At 59.2% G+C, this 23,752-nt stretch carries 23 protein-coding genes and 2 tRNA genes; 16 read left to right on the plus strand and 9 right to left on the minus strand.

Annotated elements, in window-relative coordinates:
* Nucleotides 1-9 precede the first annotated feature (9 nt).
* From ettA to ald, 4 genes are all read left to right on the plus strand, one after another.
* Entirely contained in the window at nucleotides 10-1,680 is a 1,671-nt protein-coding gene (ettA, locus tag HMPREF1261_RS06160; protein WP_005277855.1) for an energy-dependent translational throttle protein EttA, read from the plus strand.
* Between the two features lie 11 nt (nucleotides 1,681-1,691).
* Nucleotides 1,692-2,105, plus strand: a complete 414-nt coding sequence (locus HMPREF1261_RS06165; RefSeq protein ID WP_005277857.1) for a thioesterase family protein — start codon at nucleotides 1,692-1,694, stop codon at nucleotides 2,103-2,105.
* Nucleotides 2,106-2,147: 42 nt separating this feature from the next.
* On the plus strand, nucleotides 2,148-2,786 hold the full coding sequence (locus HMPREF1261_RS06170) for a hypothetical protein (protein ID WP_023030325.1): 639 nt from the start codon (nucleotides 2,148-2,150) through the stop codon (nucleotides 2,784-2,786).
* A gap of 257 nt (nucleotides 2,787-3,043) precedes the next feature.
* The gene (gene ald, locus HMPREF1261_RS06175; RefSeq protein ID WP_023030326.1) at nucleotides 3,044-4,135 is read left to right on the plus strand and encodes an alanine dehydrogenase; all 1,092 of its coding nucleotides are present in this window, start codon (nucleotides 3,044-3,046) and stop codon (nucleotides 4,133-4,135) included.
* A 132-nt stretch (nucleotides 4,136-4,267) separates the two neighbouring features.
* Here the strand turns inward: ald and HMPREF1261_RS06180 are convergent, their stop codons facing one another.
* Nucleotides 4,268-4,651 (minus strand): globin, encoded by a 384-nt coding sequence (locus HMPREF1261_RS06180; RefSeq protein ID WP_005277863.1) that lies wholly within the window; start codon nucleotides 4,649-4,651, stop codon nucleotides 4,268-4,270.
* Entirely contained in the window at nucleotides 4,652-5,656 is a 1,005-nt protein-coding gene (locus HMPREF1261_RS06185; RefSeq protein WP_005277866.1) for a mechanosensitive ion channel family protein, read from the minus strand.
* 156 nt (nucleotides 5,657-5,812) lie between these two features.
* On the opposite strand from HMPREF1261_RS06185, the gene HMPREF1261_RS06190 reads away from it, so the two are divergent.
* Entirely contained in the window at nucleotides 5,813-6,970 is a 1,158-nt protein-coding gene (locus HMPREF1261_RS06190) for a cystathionine gamma-synthase (protein ID WP_034658136.1), read from the plus strand.
* 21 nt (nucleotides 6,971-6,991) lie between these two features.
* Here HMPREF1261_RS06190 and HMPREF1261_RS06195 read toward each other — a convergent pair whose 3' ends face one another.
* Nucleotides 6,992-8,863, minus strand: a complete 1,872-nt coding sequence (locus HMPREF1261_RS06195; RefSeq protein ID WP_023030328.1) for an FAD/NAD(P)-binding protein — start codon at nucleotides 8,861-8,863, stop codon at nucleotides 6,992-6,994.
* Between the two features lie 79 nt (nucleotides 8,864-8,942).
* On the opposite strand from HMPREF1261_RS06195, the gene HMPREF1261_RS06200 reads away from it, so the two are divergent.
* On the plus strand, nucleotides 8,943-9,632 hold the full coding sequence (locus HMPREF1261_RS06200) for an SDR family oxidoreductase (RefSeq protein ID WP_023030329.1): 690 nt from the start codon (nucleotides 8,943-8,945) through the stop codon (nucleotides 9,630-9,632).
* 4 nt (nucleotides 9,633-9,636) lie between these two features.
* Here HMPREF1261_RS06200 and pepN read toward each other — a convergent pair whose 3' ends face one another.
* Nucleotides 9,637-12,153, minus strand: a complete 2,517-nt coding sequence (gene pepN / locus HMPREF1261_RS06205) for an aminopeptidase N (protein WP_023030330.1) — start codon at nucleotides 12,151-12,153, stop codon at nucleotides 9,637-9,639.
* Between the two features lie 98 nt (nucleotides 12,154-12,251).
* On the opposite strand from pepN, the gene HMPREF1261_RS06210 reads away from it, so the two are divergent.
* Nucleotides 12,252-12,875 (plus strand): hypothetical protein, encoded by a 624-nt coding sequence (locus HMPREF1261_RS06210; RefSeq protein ID WP_023030331.1) that lies wholly within the window; start codon nucleotides 12,252-12,254, stop codon nucleotides 12,873-12,875.
* Here HMPREF1261_RS06210 and HMPREF1261_RS06215 read toward each other — a convergent pair whose 3' ends face one another.
* Nucleotides 12,876-13,277: a hypothetical protein gene (locus HMPREF1261_RS06215; RefSeq protein WP_023030332.1), complete on the minus strand. Its 402-nt coding sequence runs from the start codon at nucleotides 13,275-13,277 to the stop codon at nucleotides 12,876-12,878. It abuts the gene before it with no gap.
* A gap of 120 nt (nucleotides 13,278-13,397) precedes the next feature.
* On the opposite strand from HMPREF1261_RS06215, the gene HMPREF1261_RS06220 reads away from it, so the two are divergent.
* Nucleotides 13,398-13,877 (plus strand): ribose-5-phosphate isomerase, encoded by a 480-nt coding sequence (locus tag HMPREF1261_RS06220; RefSeq protein WP_005277878.1) that lies wholly within the window; start codon nucleotides 13,398-13,400, stop codon nucleotides 13,875-13,877.
* Between the two features lie 88 nt (nucleotides 13,878-13,965).
* Here HMPREF1261_RS06220 and HMPREF1261_RS06225 read toward each other — a convergent pair whose 3' ends face one another.
* The 4 genes from HMPREF1261_RS06225 to HMPREF1261_RS06235 all read right to left on the minus strand — a co-directional run bounded on the left by HMPREF1261_RS06225 (nucleotide 13,966) and on the right by HMPREF1261_RS06235 (nucleotide 15,889).
* A complete protein-coding gene (locus HMPREF1261_RS06225; protein WP_198012718.1) occupies nucleotides 13,966-14,799 on the minus strand; it encodes an aldo/keto reductase in 834 nt (277 codons plus the stop codon).
* 135 nt (nucleotides 14,800-14,934) lie between these two features.
* Nucleotides 14,935-15,162: a hypothetical protein gene (locus HMPREF1261_RS06230; protein WP_023030334.1), complete on the minus strand. Its 228-nt coding sequence runs from the start codon at nucleotides 15,160-15,162 to the stop codon at nucleotides 14,935-14,937.
* A complete protein-coding gene (locus HMPREF1261_RS13025) occupies nucleotides 15,152-15,316 on the minus strand; it encodes a hypothetical protein (RefSeq protein WP_023030335.1) in 165 nt (54 codons plus the stop codon). The genes HMPREF1261_RS06230 and HMPREF1261_RS13025 overlap by 11 nt, the downstream gene beginning before the upstream one ends.
* 498 nt (nucleotides 15,317-15,814) lie before the next feature.
* Nucleotides 15,815-15,889 (minus strand) — tRNA-Gly (locus HMPREF1261_RS06235).
* 121 nt (nucleotides 15,890-16,010) lie between these two features.
* Here HMPREF1261_RS06235 and HMPREF1261_RS06240 point away from each other — a divergent pair.
* From HMPREF1261_RS06240 to HMPREF1261_RS06275, 8 genes are all read left to right on the plus strand, one after another.
* Nucleotides 16,011-16,859 (plus strand): hypothetical protein, encoded by an 849-nt coding sequence (locus HMPREF1261_RS06240; RefSeq protein ID WP_023030336.1) that lies wholly within the window; start codon nucleotides 16,011-16,013, stop codon nucleotides 16,857-16,859.
* Between the two features lie 134 nt (nucleotides 16,860-16,993).
* Nucleotides 16,994-17,067: transfer RNA gene (locus HMPREF1261_RS06245), tRNA-Pro, on the plus strand.
* A 94-nt stretch (nucleotides 17,068-17,161) separates the two neighbouring features.
* Complete coding sequence (gene tig, locus HMPREF1261_RS06250) at nucleotides 17,162-18,517, plus strand: trigger factor (RefSeq protein ID WP_023030337.1); 1,356 nt, start codon at nucleotides 17,162-17,164, stop codon at nucleotides 18,515-18,517.
* A 191-nt stretch (nucleotides 18,518-18,708) separates the two neighbouring features.
* Nucleotides 18,709-19,320 (plus strand): ATP-dependent Clp protease proteolytic subunit, encoded by a 612-nt coding sequence (locus HMPREF1261_RS06255; protein WP_005277891.1) that lies wholly within the window; start codon nucleotides 18,709-18,711, stop codon nucleotides 19,318-19,320.
* Nucleotides 19,321-19,340: 20 nt separating this feature from the next.
* Complete coding sequence (locus tag HMPREF1261_RS06260) at nucleotides 19,341-19,964, plus strand: ATP-dependent Clp protease proteolytic subunit (RefSeq protein ID WP_023030338.1); 624 nt, start codon at nucleotides 19,341-19,343, stop codon at nucleotides 19,962-19,964.
* A gap of 270 nt (nucleotides 19,965-20,234) precedes the next feature.
* Nucleotides 20,235-21,737: a peptide MFS transporter gene (locus tag HMPREF1261_RS06265; protein WP_005277899.1), complete on the plus strand. Its 1,503-nt coding sequence runs from the start codon at nucleotides 20,235-20,237 to the stop codon at nucleotides 21,735-21,737.
* Between the two features lie 323 nt (nucleotides 21,738-22,060).
* The gene (locus tag HMPREF1261_RS06270; protein WP_005277901.1) at nucleotides 22,061-23,365 is read left to right on the plus strand and encodes an inorganic phosphate transporter; all 1,305 of its coding nucleotides are present in this window, start codon (nucleotides 22,061-22,063) and stop codon (nucleotides 23,363-23,365) included.
* Nucleotides 23,366-23,368: 3 nt separating this feature from the next.
* Nucleotides 23,369-23,659 (plus strand): hypothetical protein, encoded by a 291-nt coding sequence (locus tag HMPREF1261_RS06275; protein WP_005277904.1) that lies wholly within the window; start codon nucleotides 23,369-23,371, stop codon nucleotides 23,657-23,659.
* The last annotated feature ends 93 nt before the right edge of the window (nucleotides 23,660-23,752 follow it).

The raw sequence follows: 23,752 nt of genomic DNA on the forward strand, positions 1-23,752 counted from the left end.
GGGTAAAAAGTGGGCGAATTCATCTACACGATGAAAAACGTGCGCAAGGCAATTGGCGATAAGGTCATCCTTGATGATGTCACGATGGCGTTCTACCCGGGCGCCAAGATTGGTGTGGTCGGCCCCAACGGTGCCGGTAAGTCCTCCATTCTGAAGATCATGGCCGGCTTGGATCAGCCTTCCAACGGTGAGGCATTCCTCGATCCGGGCGCTACCGTGGGCATCCTGCAGCAGGAGCCGCCGCTGAATGAAGAAAAGACCGTGCGCGGCAACGTCGAGGAGGGCCTCGGCGATATCTTTGAAAAGAAGCAGCGCTTCGAGGAAATCGCCGAAGAAATGGCGACCAATTACAGCGATGAGCTCATGGCGGAAATGGGCAAGCTGCAAGAGGACTTGGATGCCGCCGATGCATGGGAGGTTGATTCCAAGATCGAGCAGGCAATGGAAGCATTGCGCTGCCCGCCTTCCGATGCCCCGGTGACCAACCTCTCCGGTGGTGAGCGCCGCCGCGTGGCCCTGGCTAAGCTCCTGTTGACGGAGCCAGACCTGTTGCTTCTGGACGAGCCCACTAACCACTTGGACGCCGAGTCCGTGGAGTGGCTGGAAAAGCACTTGGCGGATTACCCAGGTGCTGTCCTGGCCGTCACCCACGACCGTTACTTCTTGGATCACGTGGCCGGCTGGATCTGTGAGGTGGACCGCGGCAAGCTGTACCCGTACGAGGGCAACTACTCCACCTACCTGGATAAGAAGCAAGAGCGCCTCCAGGTTGCAGGAAAGAAGGATGCCAAGCTGCGCAAGCGCTTGAAGGACGAGCTGGAGTGGGTACGCTCCGGTGCCAAGGCTCGCCAGGCCAAAAACAAGGCGCGTTTGGAGCGCTACGAAGAGATGGCTGCAGAGGCGGAGAAGTACAAGAAGCTGGACTTCGAGGAAATCCAGATTCCTACGCCGCCGCGCTTGGGCAATAAGGTCGTCGAGGCTAAGAACCTAGTCAAGGGCTTCGATGATCGCACCCTGATTAAGGACTTGTCCTTCACCCTGCCGCGCAACGGCATCGTCGGTGTCATCGGCCCGAACGGTGTGGGTAAGACGACGCTGTTTAAGACCATCGTCGGCTTGGAAGAGCCGGATGATGGCTCGGTTGAGGTCGGCGAGACCGTCAAGCTGTCCTACGTGGACCAGAACCGCGAGAATATCGACCCGGAGGCTACGGTGTGGGAGGTCGTCTCCGGCGGACTGGATTATATTCACGTTGGCCAAAATGAGATGCCATCGCGCGCATACCTGTCCGCGTTCGGCTTCAAGGGCCCAGATCAGCAAAAGCCGTCGAAGGTGCTCTCCGGTGGTGAGCGCAACCGCTTGAACTTGGCACTGACCTTGAAAGAGGGCGGCAACCTTATCCTTCTTGATGAGCCAACCAACGACTTGGACGTCGAAACCCTGGGTTCGCTAGAAAACGCCTTGGAGAAATTCCCTGGCTGCGCCGTTGTTATTTCCCACGACCGCTGGTTCTTGGACCGTACCTGTACCCACATTCTGGCGTGGGAAGGCAACGTTGCCGAGGGGCAATGGTTCTGGTTTGAGGGTAACTTTGGTGACTATGAGAAGAACAAGGTGGAGCGTCTGGGAGAAGACGCCGCCCGTCCTTCTCGCGTCACTCACCGCAAGCTCACCCGATAATCCTGAGGAGAATGATGGCGACCGATAACGCACATACCCACCAAGTGCCCACCCGTTGGGGCGATTTCGATATGTACGGCCACATGATGAACGCCAACTATATCGAGGTTGCCCAGGAGGCACGCTTGGCTTTTGCCAAGGAGAATATCTATGCCAAGGGCATCGATTTCATGGCCTTGGTGCGCCATCTCGACGTGGACTATATGCGCCCCATTCCCTTTGAGGGCAATGCCCACGTCATCGTGGAAACCACCGTTTCCCACATCGGCTCGTCGTCCTTTACCACTTCCCAGCAGGTCAAGACCGCTGCAGGGGAGGTAGCGGCCACGGTGAATTGTGTGCAGGTAGTCATTGACAAGAAGAAGCACACCCCGCGCCCGCTGACGGATGAGGAAAAGGATATTCTGCAGATGAGCGCCTCCTAAACGGCGCACTGTGCACACATAGAAAGGTAGGGCCCGCAAGCCATGGTCACCGAGTCGCTTGAAGTTCGCAGCGGAGGACCTGGCTTGCGGGCCCTTCTTGCGCGCGCAGTTGGGGTAGACGCGACTGCGTCGGTGCGCCTGCGCCAGCTTGCCGATGACGTCGTCGACGCCTTCGTCACCACCCCCTTCGAGGTCGTAGCCTCCCGGCGGGTGCAGGGGAAAGTTTCCCGCGATGGGGCAGTGGTGTCCGCGTCGACGCTGGAGCAACAGCTCGCGGAACACGATGGCACCGGCGTTATGGAACTCGGCCCGTCCCGCGATGCATCTTGGCCGGGCGCATTGCCGCCGGCCACCGGCTTTAGCGTGGTGGATACCCTGCCCGTGACGGTGGTGCGCGAGCTTTCGGACCAAGGCCAGAAGCTGACCCGGGAGTTTTCTGGCCCCATGGGCCCGCCACCCAGCCTGCTTAATCAGACCGTGGTCACGGTTGAGGGCAATGGGCAGACGGTGGAAATCCCGATGCGGATGATCTTTGCCTGCACCAACTTGGGGCTAATTCCGGGGTTCTCTGCCTCCATGGATATTCCGCGGCACCTGCGAGTGTCGAGTCTTGGCCGGTGGGTGCGCCTTGATGCACCGTTTGGCAGCATCTACCGTTCCACGCGGTTATCCGTGCTGTAAAACTCCCCGAATCTGGTATTTCGCCGCCCAAAACGGACAGCGAACAATATCTATAACCCAATAGTCGGGGGTGGTGGATATTTTCTGGGTATGCATTTCTAACCCTATACACTGCAGTATCGAGGAAATCGTGATTATTGTAGTCACCCCCGTTCGTGAAATACGCACAAACTAATATCCTCCTTCGTATTCTGCGTTAACCTGACAGCGAGAAGTAAATTTTCGCCTCTGTAACCAACACATGAAGGAGAACCTCCGTGCGCATTTCTGTACCCAAAGAAATCATGAATAATGAAAGCCGCGTCGCCCTCACCCCAACCGAGGTGCGGACCTTGGTTACTGATGGGCACGAGCTATTCATCGAATCGGGCGCGGGCGTAGGCGCGTCCTTTCCCGATGAGGAATACGTAGAGGCTGGCGCTACCATCGTTGATTCTGCGGACGAGACGTGGGCCAAGGCCGAGCTTCTGCTGAAGGTAAAGGAGCCGCTCGAGTCCGAGTACCAGTACCTGCGCTCTGATCTCACCGTCTTTACCTACCTCCACTTGGCGGCGGATCGCCCGTTGACGGAGGCGCTGACGGAAGCGAAGACAACCTCCATTGCCTATGAAACCGTGACGGACCGCCGCGGCACTCTGCCGCTTTTGACCCCCATGTCCCAGGTCGCCGGGCGCTTGGCTGTCATCGAGGGCTCGCACCACCTGCTGTCCACTCAGGGCGGCCGCGGCCTCCTGGTTTCTGGCATCCCGGGCACCCAGCCTGCGCGCGTGGTGGTCATCGGCGGCGGCCAGGTAGGCGCGTCCGCCGTGGCTATGGCGCACGGCCTGCGCGCGGAGGTTACGGTCTTGGACGTGGATCCACACGTTTTGCAGCGCTTTGATGACCAGTACGCCGGCGGCGTGCGGACCCTGATTTCTGACCCATCCACGCTGGATAAGGAGCTGGAGGAGGCCGATCTCGTCATTGGCGCCGTCCTGATTCCAGGCGCTGCGGCACCGAAGCTGGTGCGCGAGGAAACCGTGAAGAAGATGAAGGAGGGCGCGGTGCTTGTCGATGTCGCCATCGACCAAGGCGGCTGCTTCGAGAACTCGCGCAAGACCTCCCACGACGAGCCGACCTTCAAGGTGCACGACACCCTCTTCTACTGCGTGGCCAATATGCCCGGTGCGGTGGCCAATACCTCGGCCCGCGCCTTGGCCTCGGCGACGCTGCCGTATATCCGCGCGGTGGCCAACGACAACCTGGATGCCGCGATCGAGCGCTTCCCAGGCTTGCGCTCCGGCGTGATGACCCGCGGCGGCAAGCTGATATCTGAGCCGGTACGCCAGGCTTTCGACTGGAAAGACTAAGCATCCGGCAGCGCTAACTTGGCGCTAGCGCACAGTAAAAGAGGCTCGCGCACTTACCTAATGTAGAAGTGCGCGGGCCTCTTTGTACAGCCTGTAACGCCTTGCACAGGCAGCGCTACAAGCAGGTGAAACTTAAGGCGCTCTATTGATGAGCATGGCGGCGACGCGCTGCATGTGGTCCCAAATCATGGTGCGATACGCCGGCGGGATGGTGTCTTCCTCGATACTATCGAGGGATTTTCCCATCAGCTCGAGCCAGCGGTCGTGAGCTTCCATATCAATGGGAAAGGTTGCATGCCGCATGCGCAGGCGCGGGTGGCCGCGGTTTTCGGAGAAGTGTTGGGGACCGCCCCAGTACTGAATCAGGAACCAGGTAAGGCGCTGTTCCGCGCCTTCCCAATCCTGATCCGGGTACATGGGGCCAATCACGTCATCTTCTTTGACCTGGTCATAAAAGCCATGCACGAGACGCTCAAAGGTAGGGGTCCCACCGATGGCTTCATAAACGGAATTCATTTAGGCATCGTCTCCCTTATGCGGATTGGCAATGCCGATGCCGTGTGGGTAAGGGGTGCTGATGCCCTCTGCGTGCATGACGTTGAGGACGCGGGACTGGACAAAGCGCTGGACATCCCACTGGCGGCCCGGCAGCGTCTTGGTGGACACGCGGAAGGAGACGTAGTCCGGCTCGAACTTGGACATGCCGTCGATGCGCGGGGTGCTGAGCACCATCTTGCGGATCTTTTCGTCCTTGACGGCATCCTTGACGGCCTTGTCGATGACCTCCCCGGCAACCTCTGGGTCGTTGGATAGCCCGACGGGGATTTGGATGCGGGCAACGGAGTACTCATCGGAGTGGTTAGCCACCTGCAGGATTTCGCCGTTGCGGACGTACCACAGGGCACCGTCGATATCGCGGACGGTGGTAATGCGCAGGGAAATGGACTCGACGTCGCCAAAGACGCCGTTGCCCAGGTCAATGACATCGCCAATGCCGTATTGATCCTCAATGAGCATGAAGATACCGGAGAGGAAGTCTCGGACCAGTTCTTGTGCACCGAAGCCGAGGGCAACACCGATAACACCGGCAGAAGCGATCAGCGGGGCAACGTTGACTTCCAATTCATCCAGGATGGCAATGCCAGCCGAAACCCAGACCACGATGGCAACCGCCGATCGCCCCACGCCGGCGAGGGTCTTGATGCGCGAGGCGCGGCGCGCCTCTCTGGTTTCTCGCAGGGTGTCATCCGGTTGGCCGTCCTCCCCAGACCTGCTGCGGGTGCGGCTGGGCTTTTTGAGGGTGGAGGCCTTAATGCTGTTTTTCGCCAGCCGGTTGATGAGGTGGCGCAGCGCCCAGTGCGCAATGAAGGCCAAAATGATAATGAGGCCGATGCGGATGGGCCGCTCGATAAGCCAAAGTTGAACGTTCTCGTCGTTCCAGAAGCTGGATACGGACTCTACTGCATCGTCTTTTTTCTCTGCAGCGCCCTGAGCCATGGTAAATAGGTTCGTACTCATCATTCTTTCTTGATCGTGGACACAAACTAACCGCACCCATTCTAGAGGAGAATCCTGAAATCTCACTGACGGCGCCGAATCGGCAATGCGTGGAGAGGGCAGAATATAAATTGCCGAATGGCCGGTGTGGATGAACCGCTTAGTCTACGATTGGGAGGCATGACTGAACACAGCGCGCATAACTTGGCAAAAGGATTTTCATCCCGTTCCATTCACGCTGGATATCACCCGGATCCGCACATGGGATCCATCAACGTGCCGATCTACGCCTCGACTACGTTCGCCCAGGATGGCCTCGCGCAACTGCGCGGCGGCTTTGAATACGGGCGCGTGGCCAACCCGACGGTTCGCTCGCTTGAAAAGACCTTGGCCGCGCTGGAGGGCGCGGATTACGCCCGTGTCTTTGCCACCGGTATGGCCGCCGCCGATACGATGGTGCGCATTTTGGTGCGCCCCGGCGACCACGTCATTTTGGGCAATGACTCCTACGGCGGTTCCTACCGCCTGCTTAATGATTTCACGGAATGGGGTGTGGAGATGTCCATTATCAATACCTGCGATGTCGATGCCGTCGCCGCCGCGGTAAAGGACAATACCAAGCTCATCTGGCTAGAAACCCCGACCAACCCGGCGCTGAATATCACCGATATTGCGGCGGTGGCCAAGGTTAAGGGCAATGCGCAGGTGTTGGTGGATAATACCTTCGCCACGCCGTACCTCCAGAACCCGCTCGCGCTCGGCGCAGACCACGTCCTGCACTCCACCACGAAGTACTTGGGCGGGCATTCCGATGTCCTCGGTGGCGCCGTAGTTACCAATGACCCCGAGGTGGATGAGCAGCTGCTGTACTTCCAGGGCAACGTGGGCGCGGTCGCCTCTCCCTTCGATGCCTACCTGACTGCGCGTGGCATTAAAACCCTCGGCGTGCGTATGGACCGCCACTGCGCCAATGCGCAAAAGGTGGCCGAATTTTTACAGGCCCGCCCAGAGGTCAAACAGGTGCGCTACCCGGGATTGGCAGAGCACCCAGGTCACGAGCTGGCGGCGCAGCAGATGCGTGGGTTCGGCGGCATGATGTCTGTGCGCTTCCACGACCCAGAGCACGCCAAGCAGATTTGTTTGAATACGCGCCTTATCTGCCTGGCAGAATCGCTGGGTGGGGTGGAATCGCTCATCGAGCACCCGCAGAACATGACCCACGTATCGGCCGAAGGCTCCGAATTGGTGCCGCCGGAGGACATGGTGCGCATCTCCATCGGCATCGAGGACATCGATGACCTGCTGGCGGATCTACAGCAGGCGCTCGACGCCCTTTAAAACGCGCTCTAAAACGCGTACTTAGTGGCCGCCGGCAACCTTGAGCAGGGAGCCGGCGGTCTTATCAGTTTCCTGCAGCATGAGCGGATCCGTGCCCGGCATGGGGGAAATCGTCGTATCCGGCCACTGCGCATAGGTAGGAATGCCGACGATATGCAGGCGCTGATCCAGGCTGCCGTCCGGATGGACGGTGCGCCGCGTGGCACCATCGGTTTCGGGGGAGCCGGTGTCCTGCCTGTGATCGGCAAACGGGCGCACCCGGCCACCTTCGACCAATCCGCGGGTGAGCGGGTCGCCGGCGACGCGGATATCGGGCTTGTGCATAAAGGCATCGACAAGCGTGGGCGCCGATGCCGAGCGCGGGCCAGAAGTCAGGGTGTAATGGTCTGACTCGATCGCGAGGGTGGGGTGATCGCCGAGGAAGTGGACTAGGTGGGCATCGACAAGCGCGAGCAATTGGCGCACGCGGAAAAGCGGAGGTCCCGAGCCCACCATCTGCCCAAAGGACATGAACTGCGCGTAGCGGCCCGTGCGGGACTCGCGGGTATAGCGGCCTTCCGCGCCGAGGATGGAGGCGGGCTTGCGCGACTGGGACAGCGACCACAGCGCGGCCTTCATGGGCGAATCGTGGCCGGCGGCAGCCTCCTGAATATCGCTCGCCAGGCTATCCGCAATGTGGGCGGTCAACGCCGAAATATCGCCGGTAAAACCGGCGACCTGGTACATCAGCTCGGTCATATCCCACGGCAGGGTGACCAAGGGAGCGAGGGCGGTGCCGAGATCATCCGGCGCGGTGGAATCGATGACCGCGAGGATCTCTTCGCGCGGGCGGAGCAGCGCCGCCGGATTCACCCGTTCCAGCGTGGTGATATACGCCTCGTAGCTATCGCGGGCGATGGCGGGCCAAACCTGGGTGTCAAAGTCGATGTCCTCAGTGCCCTGGAGCTTGTCGATGACCTCATGCAACCGCCGCCGCGGCATCGTGGGCGGCAGCTCGTTGTACTCGGACTTGGGATGGAAGGGATAACCGCGGCCGGATGAGACGATGAAATGTGGTTCCTTCCCGCTCGCCTCGTAGCGCAGGCCGGAGCGGGTGGTGGCATCCTCGACGAACTTGCCACCGCGCTCGATGGTGGTTAGCGCCATGATGTCATAAAAGCCCATGCCAAGCCCGCGCACCAGCACGTCTTCGCTGGCGGGAATGGCTTCGTAGTCTTGTTCCACGGGGTTACCCGGTGCGATCCAGCGCAGCCCGGATTCCGCCAAGCGCTGCTCCTCATCATTAAAGCGCGGCGCCATCCAGCCATAGGCTAGGACCGTGGCATCGGCGCGCACCTGCGAGCCGTCGTCCAAGTGCAGGATATCGGCCGCGCCGTCCGCGGTAATGGTCTCCACGCGGTGGTGATGGCTGACCGTAGAAATGCTCTCCGGCAGGCGAGCCAGCACCACATCATAGACCCAGCGCAGGTACTCGCCGTATAACGCCCGCGTAGGGTTGGACTCTGGGCGGGTGGCGGCCAGCTCTGCGCGGTAATCGGTGGCAATGTGTGCGGCAGGAGGATGCTGGGCAAAAAGATTGCGCTTGGCAGGAGCTACCTTATCGCCCTCGCCGCGCAGCAGCTGGATCCACTCGTATTGCGTCGGTCCCTCGAGCACCGGGGCATCCACCGTCGCGCCGGGCTCGGTAAAAAGCGTGACAGCCCCCGCGCGCGTATTCATGCACAGGGTTTTGGTTTGGTCGGTTTCCCAGACCCGGCCGGCGCCGTGCTGGGCCTCATCGATGAGGTGAATGGTAACGGGGGAGCTGGAATCATCCATGCGGGCGGTGAGGCGTTCCAAGATGGAAATGCCGCGCGGGCCCATGCCGACGATCGCGATTGCAGGAGTAGCCATAACCCCTATCGTTCCACATCGCGGAACGGGGACGGACGCCGCGCACCGCTAGCACCCATTTTCCCTATGATGGGGTGGCATGACTGATACCACGAATGTGCCAGAGAAAATCGCCGTCGTTACCGGTGCCACCGGTGGCATGGGGCGCGAGATTATCAAGGATCTCGCCCGCGATCACCACGTGTATGCGCTGGGTCGCAGCGCCGAAGAGCTGCCAGAGGCCGCGAATATCACGCCGGTTGCCAGCGACTTGGTCGCCGGCTTGGACGAGGGCATGCAGCTGCCCGAGCTAGAGCGGGTCGATGTCCTCGTGCACGGCGCGGCGCGCGCCACGAAGTTCTCGGTGGAAGAGGCCACCCCGAAAGATTGGCGCGCCCACATGGACTTAAACGTCCACGCGCCAGCAGAGGTCACCCGCGCGCTCTTGCCGCAGCTGCGCAAGGCAGAGGGCACCGTCGTCTTCATCAACTCTGGGGCGGGGCGCAAAAGTTACGGCGATAACGTGGTCTATGCAGCAACGAAGCACGCGCTGTATGCGCTTGCCGATGCCCTGCGTATCTCCGAGCCCGGTATCCGCGTCTCCACCGTGGCGCCAGGCCCCACCGATACCCCGATGCTGGAGGGCCTGCAGGACTATAACCCGAACGAGGTTATTGCGCCCGTTGAGGTGGCGCGCGCCATCCGCACCGTTGTGGAGGCAGGGCCTACTACCCAGCTCACGGAGATCCAGGTGCGCCCGCGCATCGAACTGAATCTCCGCAAGAACTAGGCACTTAGTTGGCGTCGACCTCTCGGTTGCGCAGGGCGCGGGCTACGCGGTCGCGCTGCTCGGTGATCGCGCGGCGCAGGCCGCCTGCCAGATCCTTCTGCAGGAAGGCATCGGCGCGATCGAGGCCGTCTTGGGTGATATCCCAGGACGGGAATAGCCCGGTGACGGTGGTCAGGCCCACCTCGGAGGACTGGGAATCCCAGATCTTTTCGGCCACCTCGAAGAATTCCGCGGTGGGCAAGAGATCATCGGAGTGCGGGTAATTTAAGCCCTCCAGCTTGGAGGTGAGCTCGCGGTTGGTGAGATCCCCGGCGACGATTTCTTCCCATACCGCGCGCTTATTGTCCGCAGTAGCAATCGCGGCGCGGGCGCGCAGGGAAGAGTAGTAGCCGGTAGCGGAATTATCGCGCTTGAGCTGGGCGGCGATGGCGGCCTCGGCATCGGCAAGCGCGCCCGCGGCAGCAAGCGCTGCGACGGCGGACCAGCGCAGTCCGGCATCATCAGAATCCGCGAGGAGATCGTGCAGGTAGTCCCGGGCCGGCTCGTGCAGCCGAATCCGAGACAGGGCCTGCGTGCAGATGATGGAACGCTGCGCATCGGTGCTCCGGGCGCCATCGACAAGCGCCTGCGCCAAAACCGTGCTGTCTTTCGCCCACGCCGGATCGGCGTAGTTCTTCAGCGCGGTAGAAGCCTGCGAGACGATGCGCTCGAGGACGGCTAGCTCGGTCTCCGCCTTCATGCCGCGGGCCACCAAGCGGATGAAGTCGCGGGCGCGCATGGTGCCGGCGCGGGTCATCTCCCAGGCGGTGGACCAGCAGAGGGTGCGCGCCATGGGGTCGTCGAATTTCTCGATATTATCCAGCAGGAATTGCAGGGAACCTGCGTCCAAATCGATGAGGCAGTAGGTCAGATCGTCATCGTTGGGCAGGATGAAGTCGATGTCATTGAGGTCGCGGCCGACCAGCTCTAGGATCTCGGTGGATTTGCCCTCCACGTCCATCTCAAGGCGCTCGGTGCGCACGACCTTGCCGTCCTGCGTACTGTAAAGGCCGACCGCCACGCGGTGGGTGCGCAGGGTATCGCCGCGTTGGGTAAGGTGCGCCTGGGTGATGGTGCCGTCATCGTCGGCCGCCGTGGCAACCGCCAGGGTGTTGATGCCGGTGGTCTTCAGCCATTGCTGCGCCCAGAAGGAGAGATCGCGCCCGGATGCCTCTTCGAGGTGGCGGAGAAGATCATCGAAGGTGGCATTGCCCCACGCGTGGGCGGCGAAGTGGCGGCGCACGCCAGCGAGGAAGTTCTCGCGGCCAACGTAGGCCTGCAGCTGCTTGAGCACCGAGGCGCCCTTGGCGTAGGTAATACCGTCGAAGTTTTGCTCCACGGTTTCGATATCGCTGGCATCGGTGGAAATGGGGTGGGTGGTAGGTAGCTGATCCTGCTGGTAGGCCCAGGACTTTTCCACGTTGGCGAAGGTGACCCAGGCGGTATCGTATTCGGTTTCTTCCGCCTGCGAGATTGCTGCGGACCAGGTGGCAAAGGACTCGTTGAGCCACAAGTCATTCCACCACTGCATGGTCACGAGGTCACCGAACCACATGTGGGCAAGCTCGTGCAGGACGGTATCGGCGCGGCGCTCGTACTTGTAGTGCGTGGCCTGCGAGGTAAAGACGTATTCATCGCGGAGGGTTACGCAACCGGCGTTTTCCATCGCACCGGCGTTGAACTCGGGGACGAAAATCTGGTCGTACTTGCCAAAGGGGTAGGGGAAGCCGAAGTTGCGGTGGTAGAAGTCGAAGCCCTGCTTGGTCTCAGTAAAAAGGCGCTCGGCATCGAGGGAATCTGCCAGCGAGGCGCGGCAATAGATACCGAGCGGGACCTCGAGCTGTTGCGCCGGCTTGCCCTCGGGGTGCTCGGTCAGCTCGCCGCGCCAGGTATCGGTGACCTCGTGGTAGGGGCCTGCGCACAGGGCGACCAGGTAGGTCGACAGCGGGTAGTCGATCTTAGAATGGGAGGTATCGCCCTCGCGGGTGACCGGGCCATTGGTGATAATGGTCCACTCCTCTGGGGCCTTAAAGTGCAGGGAGTAGGTGGCCTTCAGATCCGGCTGGTCGAAGCAGGCAAACACGCGCTTGGCATCGGCGGTTTCAAACTGGGTGTAGAGGTAGACCTCGTTATCGGCAGGGTCCACGAAGCGGTGCAGGCCCTCGCCGGTGCGGGAGAAGGGGATCTCAGCGGTGACCTCGAGCGTGTAGTCCGCTACCTGCAGCCCGGAGAGTGGAATGCCGTAGGTGGGGTCATAGGACTGCGTGGGCAGCGGGTTTCCGTTCAGGCGTACCTCGTGCAGCTTGTCCGCGCGCAGATCGATGAAGGTAGAACCGGCCTCCTGGGTGCTAAAACGCACCGTAGTGGTGGACAGGAAGTGGGTATCGGAATGCTTAAGGTCTAAAGTGACATCGTAATGGTCAACGTTGAGCATCTGGGAGCGATTTTTTGCTTCCTCCCACGTGAGGTTTACAGAGGTCATTGCCTAGATTCTCCTTTGCTAACGAAAATAGTGATGCATCAAGGTTAGCAGCGCGTTTACAGTGGTGGGGCAAACTGCACTTATTTCAAGGAGGAATAATGACTACCCCAGTTAAGTTTTGGTTCGACGCTTCCTGCCCGTTCGCATGGGCAACGTCCCGCTGGATCAAAGAGGTAGAAAAGGTCCGCGATATTACGGTGGAGTTCGAGCCGATGTCCCTGTCGGTGCTTAATGATGGCCGCGATCTTGATCCCGAATACATGGAAATGATGGAGGCCAACTGGGGCCCTGCCCGCGTATTCGCCAAGGTCAAGACCGAGCAGCCAGAGAAGGTAGATGAGCTTTATACCGCCATGGGCACCTTGATCCACGCCAAGGGCAACGGCGGCAAGAAGGGCGATGGCGGCTATGACGAGATCATCGCCCAGGCATTAGAGCAGGTTGGCCTCCCCGCAGACTTTGCGGAGGTGGCCCACACCGAGGAGTACGACGAGAAGCTGCGCGAGTACCACCACAACGGCATTTCTTCCGTGGGCGATGAGGTAGGCACCCCGGTTATTAAGCTGGGCGATACCGCCTTCTTTGGCCCGGTTATTACCCGCGTTCCCAAGGGTGAGGAAGCCGGCGAGCTTTTCGATGCCTCCGTGCGCCTAGCCCAGTTCCCTTACTTCTTCGAGCTCAAGCGCTCCCGCACGGAGATGCCGCAGGTAGAAGAGGACTAGTTATGAGCGCTGCTGGTCGTGCGTGCGGCATACCGCGGCGGCCAGGCAGCAGCCAGCGATTACCGGCGTGAGTAAAAATGCTGGCACCCCGGCGATATTGATGATGGGCAGAGCCGTTTGAGCCTGGAATTCTGACCAAGCGGCGGCCACCCACGTAGCCCATGAGGCCGCGGTGAGCAGGGATAAGAGTCCAATCACCGCGGCCAAACCGCCGAGGCGATTTTTCTTTAGAACCCGCTGATTCAGCCACCACAGCCCAAGAACGAGGTGGGCGACAGTGAACAGTACGGTATGAATAAGCGGCACGAGGTAGTTCTTATTGGTTAAGAAAATATTCGCCGCAAATAATAGCACCGCGATAGCAAGGATGCTGCCGTAGAGTGCAAGGACGCGAGGGCTCATTTTTATCGCCTTTCGTTGCAGCACGTAGTCTGCGCTTTAGCTTAACAGTGCTGGGCTATGAGCGAAATAGGATGTGCAAAGTGGTGCCTAGAAGGCGGCGGTGCCGGTACTGTAGGGGTTATGCGCGTATATCTTGGAGCTGACCACGCAGGTTTTGAGACTAAAAACCTGATTTCTGAACACCTCACCAAACAAGGCCATGATGTTATCGACTGCGGCGCTCATACCTATGACGCCGAGGATGACTACCCCGCATTCTGCATTGAAGCGGCCCTGTGCACCGTCAACGATCCAGGTTCCCTGGGAATCGTGCTGGGCGGATCCGGAAATGGCGAGCAGATTGCCGCCAATAAGGTCAAGGGCGCACGTTGCGCGCTGGCATGGTCGCCAGAAACCGCGCGCCTGGCCCGCGAGCACAATAATGCGCAGCTCATCGGCATCGGCGGGCGCATGCACTCGCAAGAAGAGGCCCTAGAAATCGTGGATGCCTTCTTGGATCAAGAATGGTCCCGCGCCGAGCGCCACCAGCGTCGCATCGATATCCTCGCAGAATACGAGCGCACCAATATCCCACCCGAGCTGCCTAAGGACCCGCGCTAAAACCGCCAGGTTCCTTGAATAGACATAAATGAACGCCGCGGGCCTTTGGGCCACGCGGCGTTTCTATGTGGTGGTTACACCAAACGCATTAGGCGTCGTTCATGTCATTGGGGTGATGCCCACCGCGGCCGTCTTCGCCTTCCTCCAAAGAGGTAATGGCAGCCATTTCCGCATCCGTGAGCTCGAAGCCGAAGACATCGAAGTTTTCTGCAATGCGCGATGGCGTCGAAGACTTAGGGAAGAGGATGACCCCATTTTGCAGGTGCCAGCGAATAATGGCCTGGGCTGGAGAAACACCGTGCGCCTCGGCGGCTTCAGTAACCTCTGGTGCCTCCAAGATATCGCTCTTGCCCTGGCCCAGCGGGCCCCATGCCTCGATGGAGATGCCGTGGGCGCGGCCAGCGTCCAGTTCGCGCCAGCGCTGGAGGTAAGGGTGCAGCTCCACCTGGTTAATTGCGGGGACGACGTCCGTGTGTGCCTCAAGCTGATCTAAGTGCTCCGGCTCAAAGTTGGATACGCCAATGGACTTCGCCTTGCCCTCTTTGCGCAGCTCAATGAGTTGCTTCCAAGCCTCCACGTACGTGCCCTTGGCCGGGGTAGGCCAGTGGATGAGGTACAGGTCTACGTAGTCAAGGCCCAGCTTCTGTAGGGATTCATCTAGCGCCGCAGCGGCATCGGTGTGGCGGTCATTCCACAGCTTGGTGGTAATGAAAAGCTCCTCGCGCGGGATGCCGGAGTTGGCGATGGCCTTGCCCACGCCTTCTTCATTGCCGTAGATGGCTGCGGTATCGATGTGGCGGTAGCCCACGCGCAGCGCTTCGGCTACGTATTCCTCGGTCTTTTCCGGGTCCATCTGGAAGACGCCAAAGCCCAGCTGGGGGATTGTATTGCCATCGTTCAAAGTAATATTAGGTACGGTCATGGACACCAGATTACGCTTTTCTGGCCACCGCCCCAATGTGATGTATTTATAGCCGCGCTTGGCGGGAGATGGGCAGTGGGGTGGAAGGGGCATCGGCAAGCAGGGGCCTCGTTTAAGCTAAGAAACCGGCGAAGCCTAACGGCGGAGCTGCGCCGGTGACCCCGGCCGGGCCGCATGCCAGCGCTTAATATCCTCAGCAAGCCACAGTCGCGTGCGGCCCAAAATCGTGGCCACATGCTCAGGGGTGCGGTGATTAGCTGAGTAATTGCGCCAGGTCGCGTAGCTCACGCCGATATGGGCGGCGCAATCCGAGCCAGTCCACAATTCATCGCCGGTATCAACATCGATGATTTTAGGCTGCACGGTTTTTCCTCCCTTGGGTAGTGGCTGTAGCTAGGTTGTAGCCGGATAGTGCCGCTAAGGCTATGACAATAAGCCAGATGGGCGAATCGGCAATTATCGAGTACGCGGCGGCGACTACGATGCCTGAGACGGCGGAGGCTTGTTTCAATGTCACTGTAATGTGTCCTTTCGGTATATTGGGAGGTGTACCCCTAGGGGGCTGGATAGTGCTAGTATCCAGCGCCCCTAGAGGCTATTTGCGATGCCTACCCGATTTTGGCGGGTGGTCGTTGCGGTGCTGTTTTATCTGAATAGCTAGGCTACACAGTGAAATAATTAGCGCCGCGATCTCCATCACCTCTTCAGTTTTGTAAGTGCCTTGAAGCCTTACATTTACTAGTATAACACATTAATGCGTTATTGGAAAACTGGAAGAACGAACATTTTAAGAATATTTCCCAAAAACAGCCCAACCCCGCACCACACAAGCCGGATGCGGGGCGCCCGCCGTGGCCGCACTCTGGAAGAAACTCTAACCAAAGCTAAAACTATTCAAACCCCCACAGACTATACAATCCGTGAGGGTTTAAACATGCCAACCAAGATGGTTCTACCAATGGTTCCACTTACTGCCAATAACCAGCTATGATAGTCAATTATTGCAGTACAAACATGGAGGGAATGACGGGAATCGAACCCGCGTCTTCAGCTTGGAAGGCTGAGGTATTAGCCACTATACGACATTCCCGCAGCGTTACCTTGAACGCTGTCGGCTACTTTAGCGCATGAGCGCCCCAAAACGAAAATAGGGAACACGCGCAGTGGGTAGGCCGTTAAAATAGGTAGGACCAATTCCAGTAAAGAAAGCGATGATTGTTGTGGAACTCCTACTTCTTGTAGTCGTACTCGGTGGCGGCGCGTGGTACCTATCCTCGCGCAGCTCAAAAAAGAGCCGGGAGGAGCGAGAGGCGCAGCAGTTAGCGGATGCCCAGGCGGATGCGCGTCGGTGGATTGAGCGCCTGGGCGGCCAGGTTATGCAGATTTCCGGTACGGATACCGCCTCGCAGCAGGCGATGGCAGACGCATCGGAGCGCTTTACCGCGGCCAACTCCGCTATTTCGCGGGCCACTACGGTCAAGCAGGCCAACTTGGCCCGCGAATCGGCGCTTGAGGGCATGCATTACGTCAATGCTGCCCGCGAGATTATGGATATGAATCCGGGGCCGGAATTGCCGCCGCTGGAAGGCCAGCGCGCCGCGGGCAAGGTCACCGAGAAGCGCACGGTGGATGCGAATGGCGAGCAGCTGACTGCGTCCCCATACGCCTCTGAGGAAACCCCGAACTATTACCCAGGCGGAACCGTAGCCGGCCGCCCCGTTCCGGCCGGTTGGTACTCCCGCCCGTGGTGGGCAGATGCCCTGCAAACGGGCGTGTGGATGATGGGTTATTCCATGATGTTTAACGCCATGTTTGCCGGCATGTCCGGCGTGGGCTATTCCGCAGCCGCCGCAGAAAACGGCGACTGGGGCGGCGCCGAGGGTGGCGAAGGAATGGACGGAGCCGACGGCGGCGGAGATGCCGGAGACGCCGGGGACGCCGGCGATGTGGGCGGCGATGCCGGAGGGGGAGACGCCGGTGACGGTGGCGGCTTCTTCGACGGATTATCTGATGGTGATGGCGGCGGATTCTTTGACGGCATGTTTGATTTTGATTTCTAAGTCAAGCGGCCGGAAATTATGCCGCTAACCTGCGTCTACGCCCTTAACAGGGGGTTGATTTAGGAGATTTAAATCCAACACGCTAAACTGTCTCAGGTATGCAACGCAGCCAAGGCAACTTGGTGGCCTACATACGGGGCGTGGCGCAGTTTGGTAGCGCACCTGCTTTGGGAGCAGGGGGTCGCAGGTTCAAATCCTGTCGCCCCGACGTATGGGGGTCTGAAAATGCCCTAATAAGGTTTTTCAGACCCCCTTTAATTTTTATGTACGTAGAAAAACAATGAAGCCAGGGAGATCCACTCGTGAAGACCACCGTAGACAAGCTGAGCGATACCCGCGTTAAGCTCACCGTCAACGTTCCGTTTGCGGAGCTAGACCAGGAAATCGATCAAGCTTACGCGGCAATCGCGCAGCAGGTTTCTATTCCAGGTTTCCGTAAGGGCAAGGCCCCGCGCCAGCTGATCGACGCTCGCTTCGGCCGCGGCCCGATTCTGGAGCAGGTAGTCAATGACATGCTGCCTTCCCGCTACGAGCAGGCCGTTCAGTCCGAGGACCTGAAGGTCATCGGCCAGCCGGACGTAGACATTTCCAAGATCGAGGACAAGGACTTCGTCGAGTTCACCGCCGAAGTTGACGTTCGCCCTGAGTTCGAGGTTCCGAACTTCTCCGAAATCTCCGTCACCGTCCCAGCCATCAAGGCCGGCGAAGAAGACGTGGACAAGGCCCTCGAGGATCTTGCAGAACGCTTCGGTGAACTGAAGGACACCAAGCGCAAGATGAAGACCGGTGACTACGCCATCATTGACATCACCGCAGAGGTGGACGGCGAGAAGATCGAGGAGGCTTCCACCGAGGGCCTGTCTTACTCCATTGGTGATGACAACCTCATCAAGGGTCTGGACACCGCACTGCGCGGCATGAAGACCGGCGAGGATAACGAGTTCACCTCCACCATCCAGTCTGGCGAGCACAAGGACGAAGAGGCTACCTTTAAGGTCCACGTGCAGCAGACCAAGGAGCGCAAGCTGCCGGACATGGATGATGAGTTTGCCCAGATGGCCTCCGAGTACGACACCATCGAGGAGCTGCGCGAAGCCACCAAGACCGAGGTCGAGGAGTCCAAGAAGGCTGAGCAGGCCGGCCAGATCCGCGATGAGGTTCTGAAGGCTGCGCTTGCCGATGTCGACTTTGAACTGCCCCAGTCCGTCGTCGACGAGCAGGCTCACGCCCAGCTGCACCAGATCCTGGGTCAGCTGGCACACGATGAGAAGGCGCTGGCACAGTTGCTCGAGGCTCAGGGCACCTCCCGCGAAGAGTTTGATCAGCAGACCCGCGAGCAGGCCGAAGAGTCCGTGCGCACGCAGATCTTCTTGGATGCCGTGGCAGAAAAGGAAGAGCCGGAAGTTTCCCAGCAGGAGCTCTCGGACCACATCCTGTTCACCGCGCAGTCCTACGGCATGGACCCGAACCAGTTCATCCAGCAGCTGCAGTCCAACGGCCAGATTGCCAACCTGTTCTCTGACGTACGCCGCGGCAAGGCACTGGCTGCCGCCATTTGCCGTACCACCGTAAAGGACGAAGAAGGCAACGACGTTGACGTTGAGCAGTACTTCGGTGAAGTAGAAGAAGACGAGAACGAAGCTACCGACGCGGAGTAAATCTTCTCCTTAAAAGCCCAGCTTGGCCCCTCGCACCAGCGAGGAAGTCTGGCTGGGCTTTTCTCATCGCCGGGTCGAAAAAGCAGACAAAGATCGGTGCAAACGCTGATAGCGAACAGACCCCACAATTATCGCCACATTAAGTAGTGTGGTGGCATTAGAGATTAACCGTCCTCAAGGAGACTTTTCGAATGTCTAAGAAATCTGACCAGCTTCAGATGACCACCCCAGCAGGCTCCGGCCTGAACTTGGGTGACAGCGTCTATGAGCGCCTGTTGCACGAGCGCATTATCTTTTTGGGCACCCAGGTAGACGATGAAATTGCCAATAAGCTGTGCGCACAGATCCTGCTGCTTTCCGCAGAGGATCCCACGCGCGATATTTCGCTCTACATCAACTCCCCGGGTGGCTCCGTGACCGCGGGTATGGCCATTTATGACACGATGAAGTACTCGCCGTGCGATATCTCCACCTACGGCATGGGCTTGGCCGCTTCCATGGGCCAGTTCCTGCTCTCTGGCGGTACGAAGGGCAAGCGCTATGCGCTGCCGCACGCTCGCATCATGATGCACCAGCCTTCCGCTGGTGTGGGCGGTACCGCTGCAGACATCGCCATCCAGGCGGAGCAATTCGCCCAGACGAAGCGCGAGATGGCCGAGCTCATTGCAGAGCACACCGGCCAAACCTTCGAGCAGATCACCAAGGACTCTGACCGCGACCGCTGGATGACGGCGCAGCAAGCCAAGGAATACGGCATTGTTGACCACGTTATCGAGTCCGTGAACGGCCCACTGAGCAACTAGGGAATAAGGAGAAAATCACTATGAATAAGTCGCAGATGCCAAGTTCCCGTTACGTACTGCCTTCTTTTATTGAGCAGTCCGCTCAGGGGACGAAGGAAACCAACCCGTACTCTAAGCTCTTTGAAGAGCGCATCATCTTCTTGGGCACCCAGGTCGATGACACCTCTGCCAATGACATCATGGCCCAGCTGCTGGTTCTTGAAAGCCAGGATCCGGACCGTGACATCACCATGTATATCAACTCGCCCGGTGGCTCCTTTACTGCCCTGATGGCAATTTATGACACCATGCGCTATGTGCGCCCCGATGTGCAGACCGTGTGCCTGGGCCAGGCGGCGTCCGCTGCCGCAGTGCTTTTGGCCGCTGGTGCTCCGGGCAAGCGCGCGGCGTTGCCGAACTCCCGCGTATTGATCCACCAGCCTGCAACCCAGGGCACCCAGGGCCAGGTCTCGGACTTGGAGATCCAGGCCGCAGAGATCGAGCGTATGCGCACCTTGATGGAAAATACCCTGGCGGAGCACACCGGCCGTACTGCCGAGCAAATCCGCATCGACACCGACCGCGATAAGATCCTCACCGCGGAAGACGCCGTGGAATACGGAATCATCGATACCGTCTTTGAGTACCGCAAGTTCAATTCTTAATACGGTGCTGGTGGGCTAACTCCATCAGCTAACACCCTGCGAGGCCGCTTCGAGAGGAGCCCTCGCAGGGTTTTATTATGTGCATATGAGTGCGCTCGATATATGCCTATGAGGGGCGTAGCAGGGGAGTGGTAGTACGCGAGCGGCTACCCCAAATGGGGTGAATCTTTCAGAGAAATATCTGCAGGTCGTTAGGCAGATTTTTCAGTGCGATGTTTCACGTATAATGCCCGATTTGTGAATTAGACCTCTGAGTGGTCGTATTATGCTATGACAAATAAGGATCCAGAGGCGGAGGAGCAGACCTCCGCACCCGCTGCTTCGAGCGGGGAGCGCACATTCTTCGGTCACCCGTGGGGGCTGGCTAACCTGTTCGGCGTGGAGATGTGGGAGCGATTCAGCTTCTACGGCATGCAGTCCATCGTGCTGCTGTACATGTACTACGCCACGACCGATGGCGGCCTCGGCCTCGACCGCGGCGATGCAACATCGATCGTCGGCGCGTACGGCGGCTTGGTGTACATGGCCTGCCTGTTGGCATCCTTGGTAGCAGACCGCATCCTCGGTGCGGAGCGCACCCTGTTCTACTCCGCGATCATGGTGATGGCCGGACACCTCGTCTTGGCTTTCATCCCCGCCGTGACGGGTCTTGCCATCGGACTGATCCTCATCGCCGTTGGTTCCGGTGGCGTGAAGACCACCGCGTCGGTGGTGCTGGGCTCGCTGTATAGCCGCGACGATCCTCGCCGTGACGGCGGCTTCTCCATCTTCTACATGGGTGTTAATATCGGTGCCCTTTTTGGTCCGCTTCTTACCACCGCAATGTGGGGCTGGAAGGGCTTCCACTGGGGCTTCGGTATCGCTGCCGTCGGTATGGCCTTGGGCCTTATCCAGTACACCATCATGCGTAAGACCACCATTAAGGATGCCGGCCACGAAATCCCGAACCCGGCGGACTCCAAGCAGCGCATGATGGGCCTTGGTGCGATCGTCGTCGTCATCCTCGTCATGGTCATTGGCCTGGGTACTGGAATCATCAAGGTGGAGTGGCTGTCCAATATCGTTACCGCCGTTGCCCTTATCGCCGCCGTGTACTTCTGGATTCAGATGTACACCTCTGATTTGGTGACCCGGAAAGAAAAGAACCGCCTCTTGGGCTTTATTCCGATGTTCATCTCAGGTGTGCTGTTCTTCGGTATCTTCCAGCAGCAATTTACCGTGATGACCATTTACGCCGATGTGCGCTTGGATCGCCACATCTTCGGCCTCGAGATCCCGCCGTCACTGGTGCAGTCCATTAACCCGATCTTCATCGTTATCTTCTCCGCAATCTTCGCAGCGATGTGGACGAAGCTCGGTGACCGTCAGTGGTCCACTCCGGTGAAGTTCGGCGTGGCCAATATCATCATCGGTGTCTCGCTCTTCTTCTTCCTGCCGTTCTCCGGTTCGGGCGCAAACTCCACGCCAATGTATGTCATTATCTGGATCCTCTTCCTGTTCACCATGGGTGAGCTCATGCTGTCCCCGGTGGGCAACTCCCTGGCCACCAAGGTGGCTCCAGAGGCATTCCCATCGCGCATGATGGCCGTGTGGATGATGGCCGTGGCCATGGGTACCGCGCTTGCCGGCTCGCTGGCTAGCTTCTACAACCCAGAGGATGCGGCTGCGGAAAACACCTTCTTCATTTCCCTGGGTGTCGCTTCCATCGCGCTGGGCATCGTCCTGCTCGTGCTGAGCCGCTGGGTGGTCAAGAAGTTCGCTACCTTCCGTTAAAACGGGAAGTAAACACCCTATATTTTGAGAGGTGCGTTGGCGTTCAGCCGGCGCACCTCTCTTAGTGTTTTATACCACGGTATTAAAGGCTGAAAATAGATTAGAATTTTGAAAAAATACTGGTAGAACGCGGATTTTCGGTATAGGACTGGTACCAAGCCGCGCGCGGAAGGTTAACACTAGGCAAAGTGCAGTTTACTTCTTAGAAACGCTATTGGCTCGCCTTATTATTGCGGGGTACGCTGCTCTTGGTGCGCGACGAATAACGGCGTCGCAAATGCACTTTCTCGTCATTTGTTGATTGCTTACAAGGGGCCAATGCTGTGACAGCGACTTTGATTATCTTGGGCATTGTGGTGGTTACCGCCCTAGCCTTCGACTTCACCAATGGTTTTCACGACACTGCCAATGCGATGGCAACCTCCATTGCCACCGGCGCGCTGAAGCCATTTACCGCGGTGGCGATTTCTGCCGCGCTCAACCTCGTCGGCGCATTCCTGTCCGTGAATGTCGCGGCAACGGTGGCCAAGGGTATTGTCAACCTCGATTCTTATGACCTGTCGGGTGCAGCCGCTGATTCCGATGGTCAGGCTCTGCTGATGGTGGTCTTTACCGGCCTTATCGGCGGTATTCTCTGGAACCTGTTCACCTGGTTGCTCGGACTGCCGTCCAGCTCTTCCCATGCCCTTTTCGGTGGCCTTATCGGCGCCGGTTTCGCCGCCATGGGCACTGGGGGAGTGGAGTGGACCTCCATCATGGCCAAGATCATCATCCCGGCGGTGGCCTCCCCGATTATCGCTGCCTTGGTATCTGCCTGCGCCACCTTCCTCGTGTATTGGGTAACCAACACCATTCCTAATAAGGAAAAGAACGAGCACTTCCGCCACGGCCAGATTGTGACCGCCTGCTTGGTATCGCTGGCACACGGTGCCGGCGACGCCCAGAAGACCATGGGCGTTATCTTCCTCGCCCTCGTGGCCTCGGGCCATGCGGTTGCCGATGCCCGCATTCCCACCTGGGTCATTGTTGCCTGTGCGATTGCCATTGCGGCCGGTACGCTGTCCGGCGGCTGGCGCGTTATCCGCACCTTGGGCAAGGGGCTCGTGGAGATCGAATCCCCGCAAGGTATGGCAGCCGAGGCAACGTCTGCGGCCATCATCTTGACTTCCGCCACCGGCGGCATGGCGCTTTCTACGACCCACGTATCCACCGGTTCCATCCTTGGTACCGGTTTGGGCCGCCGCGGCGCGGAAGTTCGCTGGGGCGTGGCGATGCGCATGGTGGCTGCTTGGCTCATTACACTGCCCTGTGCTGCTTTCGTTGGCTTCGCATCGTGGTGGCTGGCGCACGGCGTTTCCTCTGTCACGACGGTAGCTACCGGTGCCATCGTGGACTTCGTCCTGCTCCTGGCCATGACCGCGCTCATCGTCATCCGCTCCCGCATGAACCCGGTCGATGCCTCCAACGTCAATAATGACTGGGATGACAACGCTGAGTCCGTGGATTCCTCCTTGGAGCCACGCGTTGGCGCGAAAGAGTCCGTCGCAGCCGCAGGGGGCATGACCCCGGTAGCGGCCGTCGACGGGAGCACGAACCCCACCTCATCTACTCCGAACGAGGAGCGCTAGAACATGACTGCTGCAGAAATCTTCGAATCTATTCTTCGCGTCGCTGGATTGGCCCTCGTCTTCGGCGCCGGCATTCCCTTGCTCTTCGCCCTGGGCATGCGTTCCATGACGGGCGATCCCATTCGGGATGATAACGGCGTGGTGGTAGGAGATACTCCCGCGAGCCGGCAAATGAAGGTGCTGGGTTGGACCGTTTATGCCGTACTAGGTGCCATCATTGTGGTGGCAATCGCGTGGATTGCGCGCGATACCCTGAACCATTACTTCGGCTTCGCCCCGTTCGGCGACCTTTAAGAGTCACCCGCGGGCCGAGGGAACGAGCCCGTGACCATGTAATACGCCTCACAGCCACTTAAAGTTAACAAAAGGTTAACTTTAAGTGGCTTA

The sequence above is a fragment of the Corynebacterium sp. KPL1818 genome, assembly GCF_000478135.1.
Taxonomy (GTDB): domain Bacteria; phylum Actinomycetota; class Actinomycetes; order Mycobacteriales; family Mycobacteriaceae; genus Corynebacterium; species Corynebacterium accolens.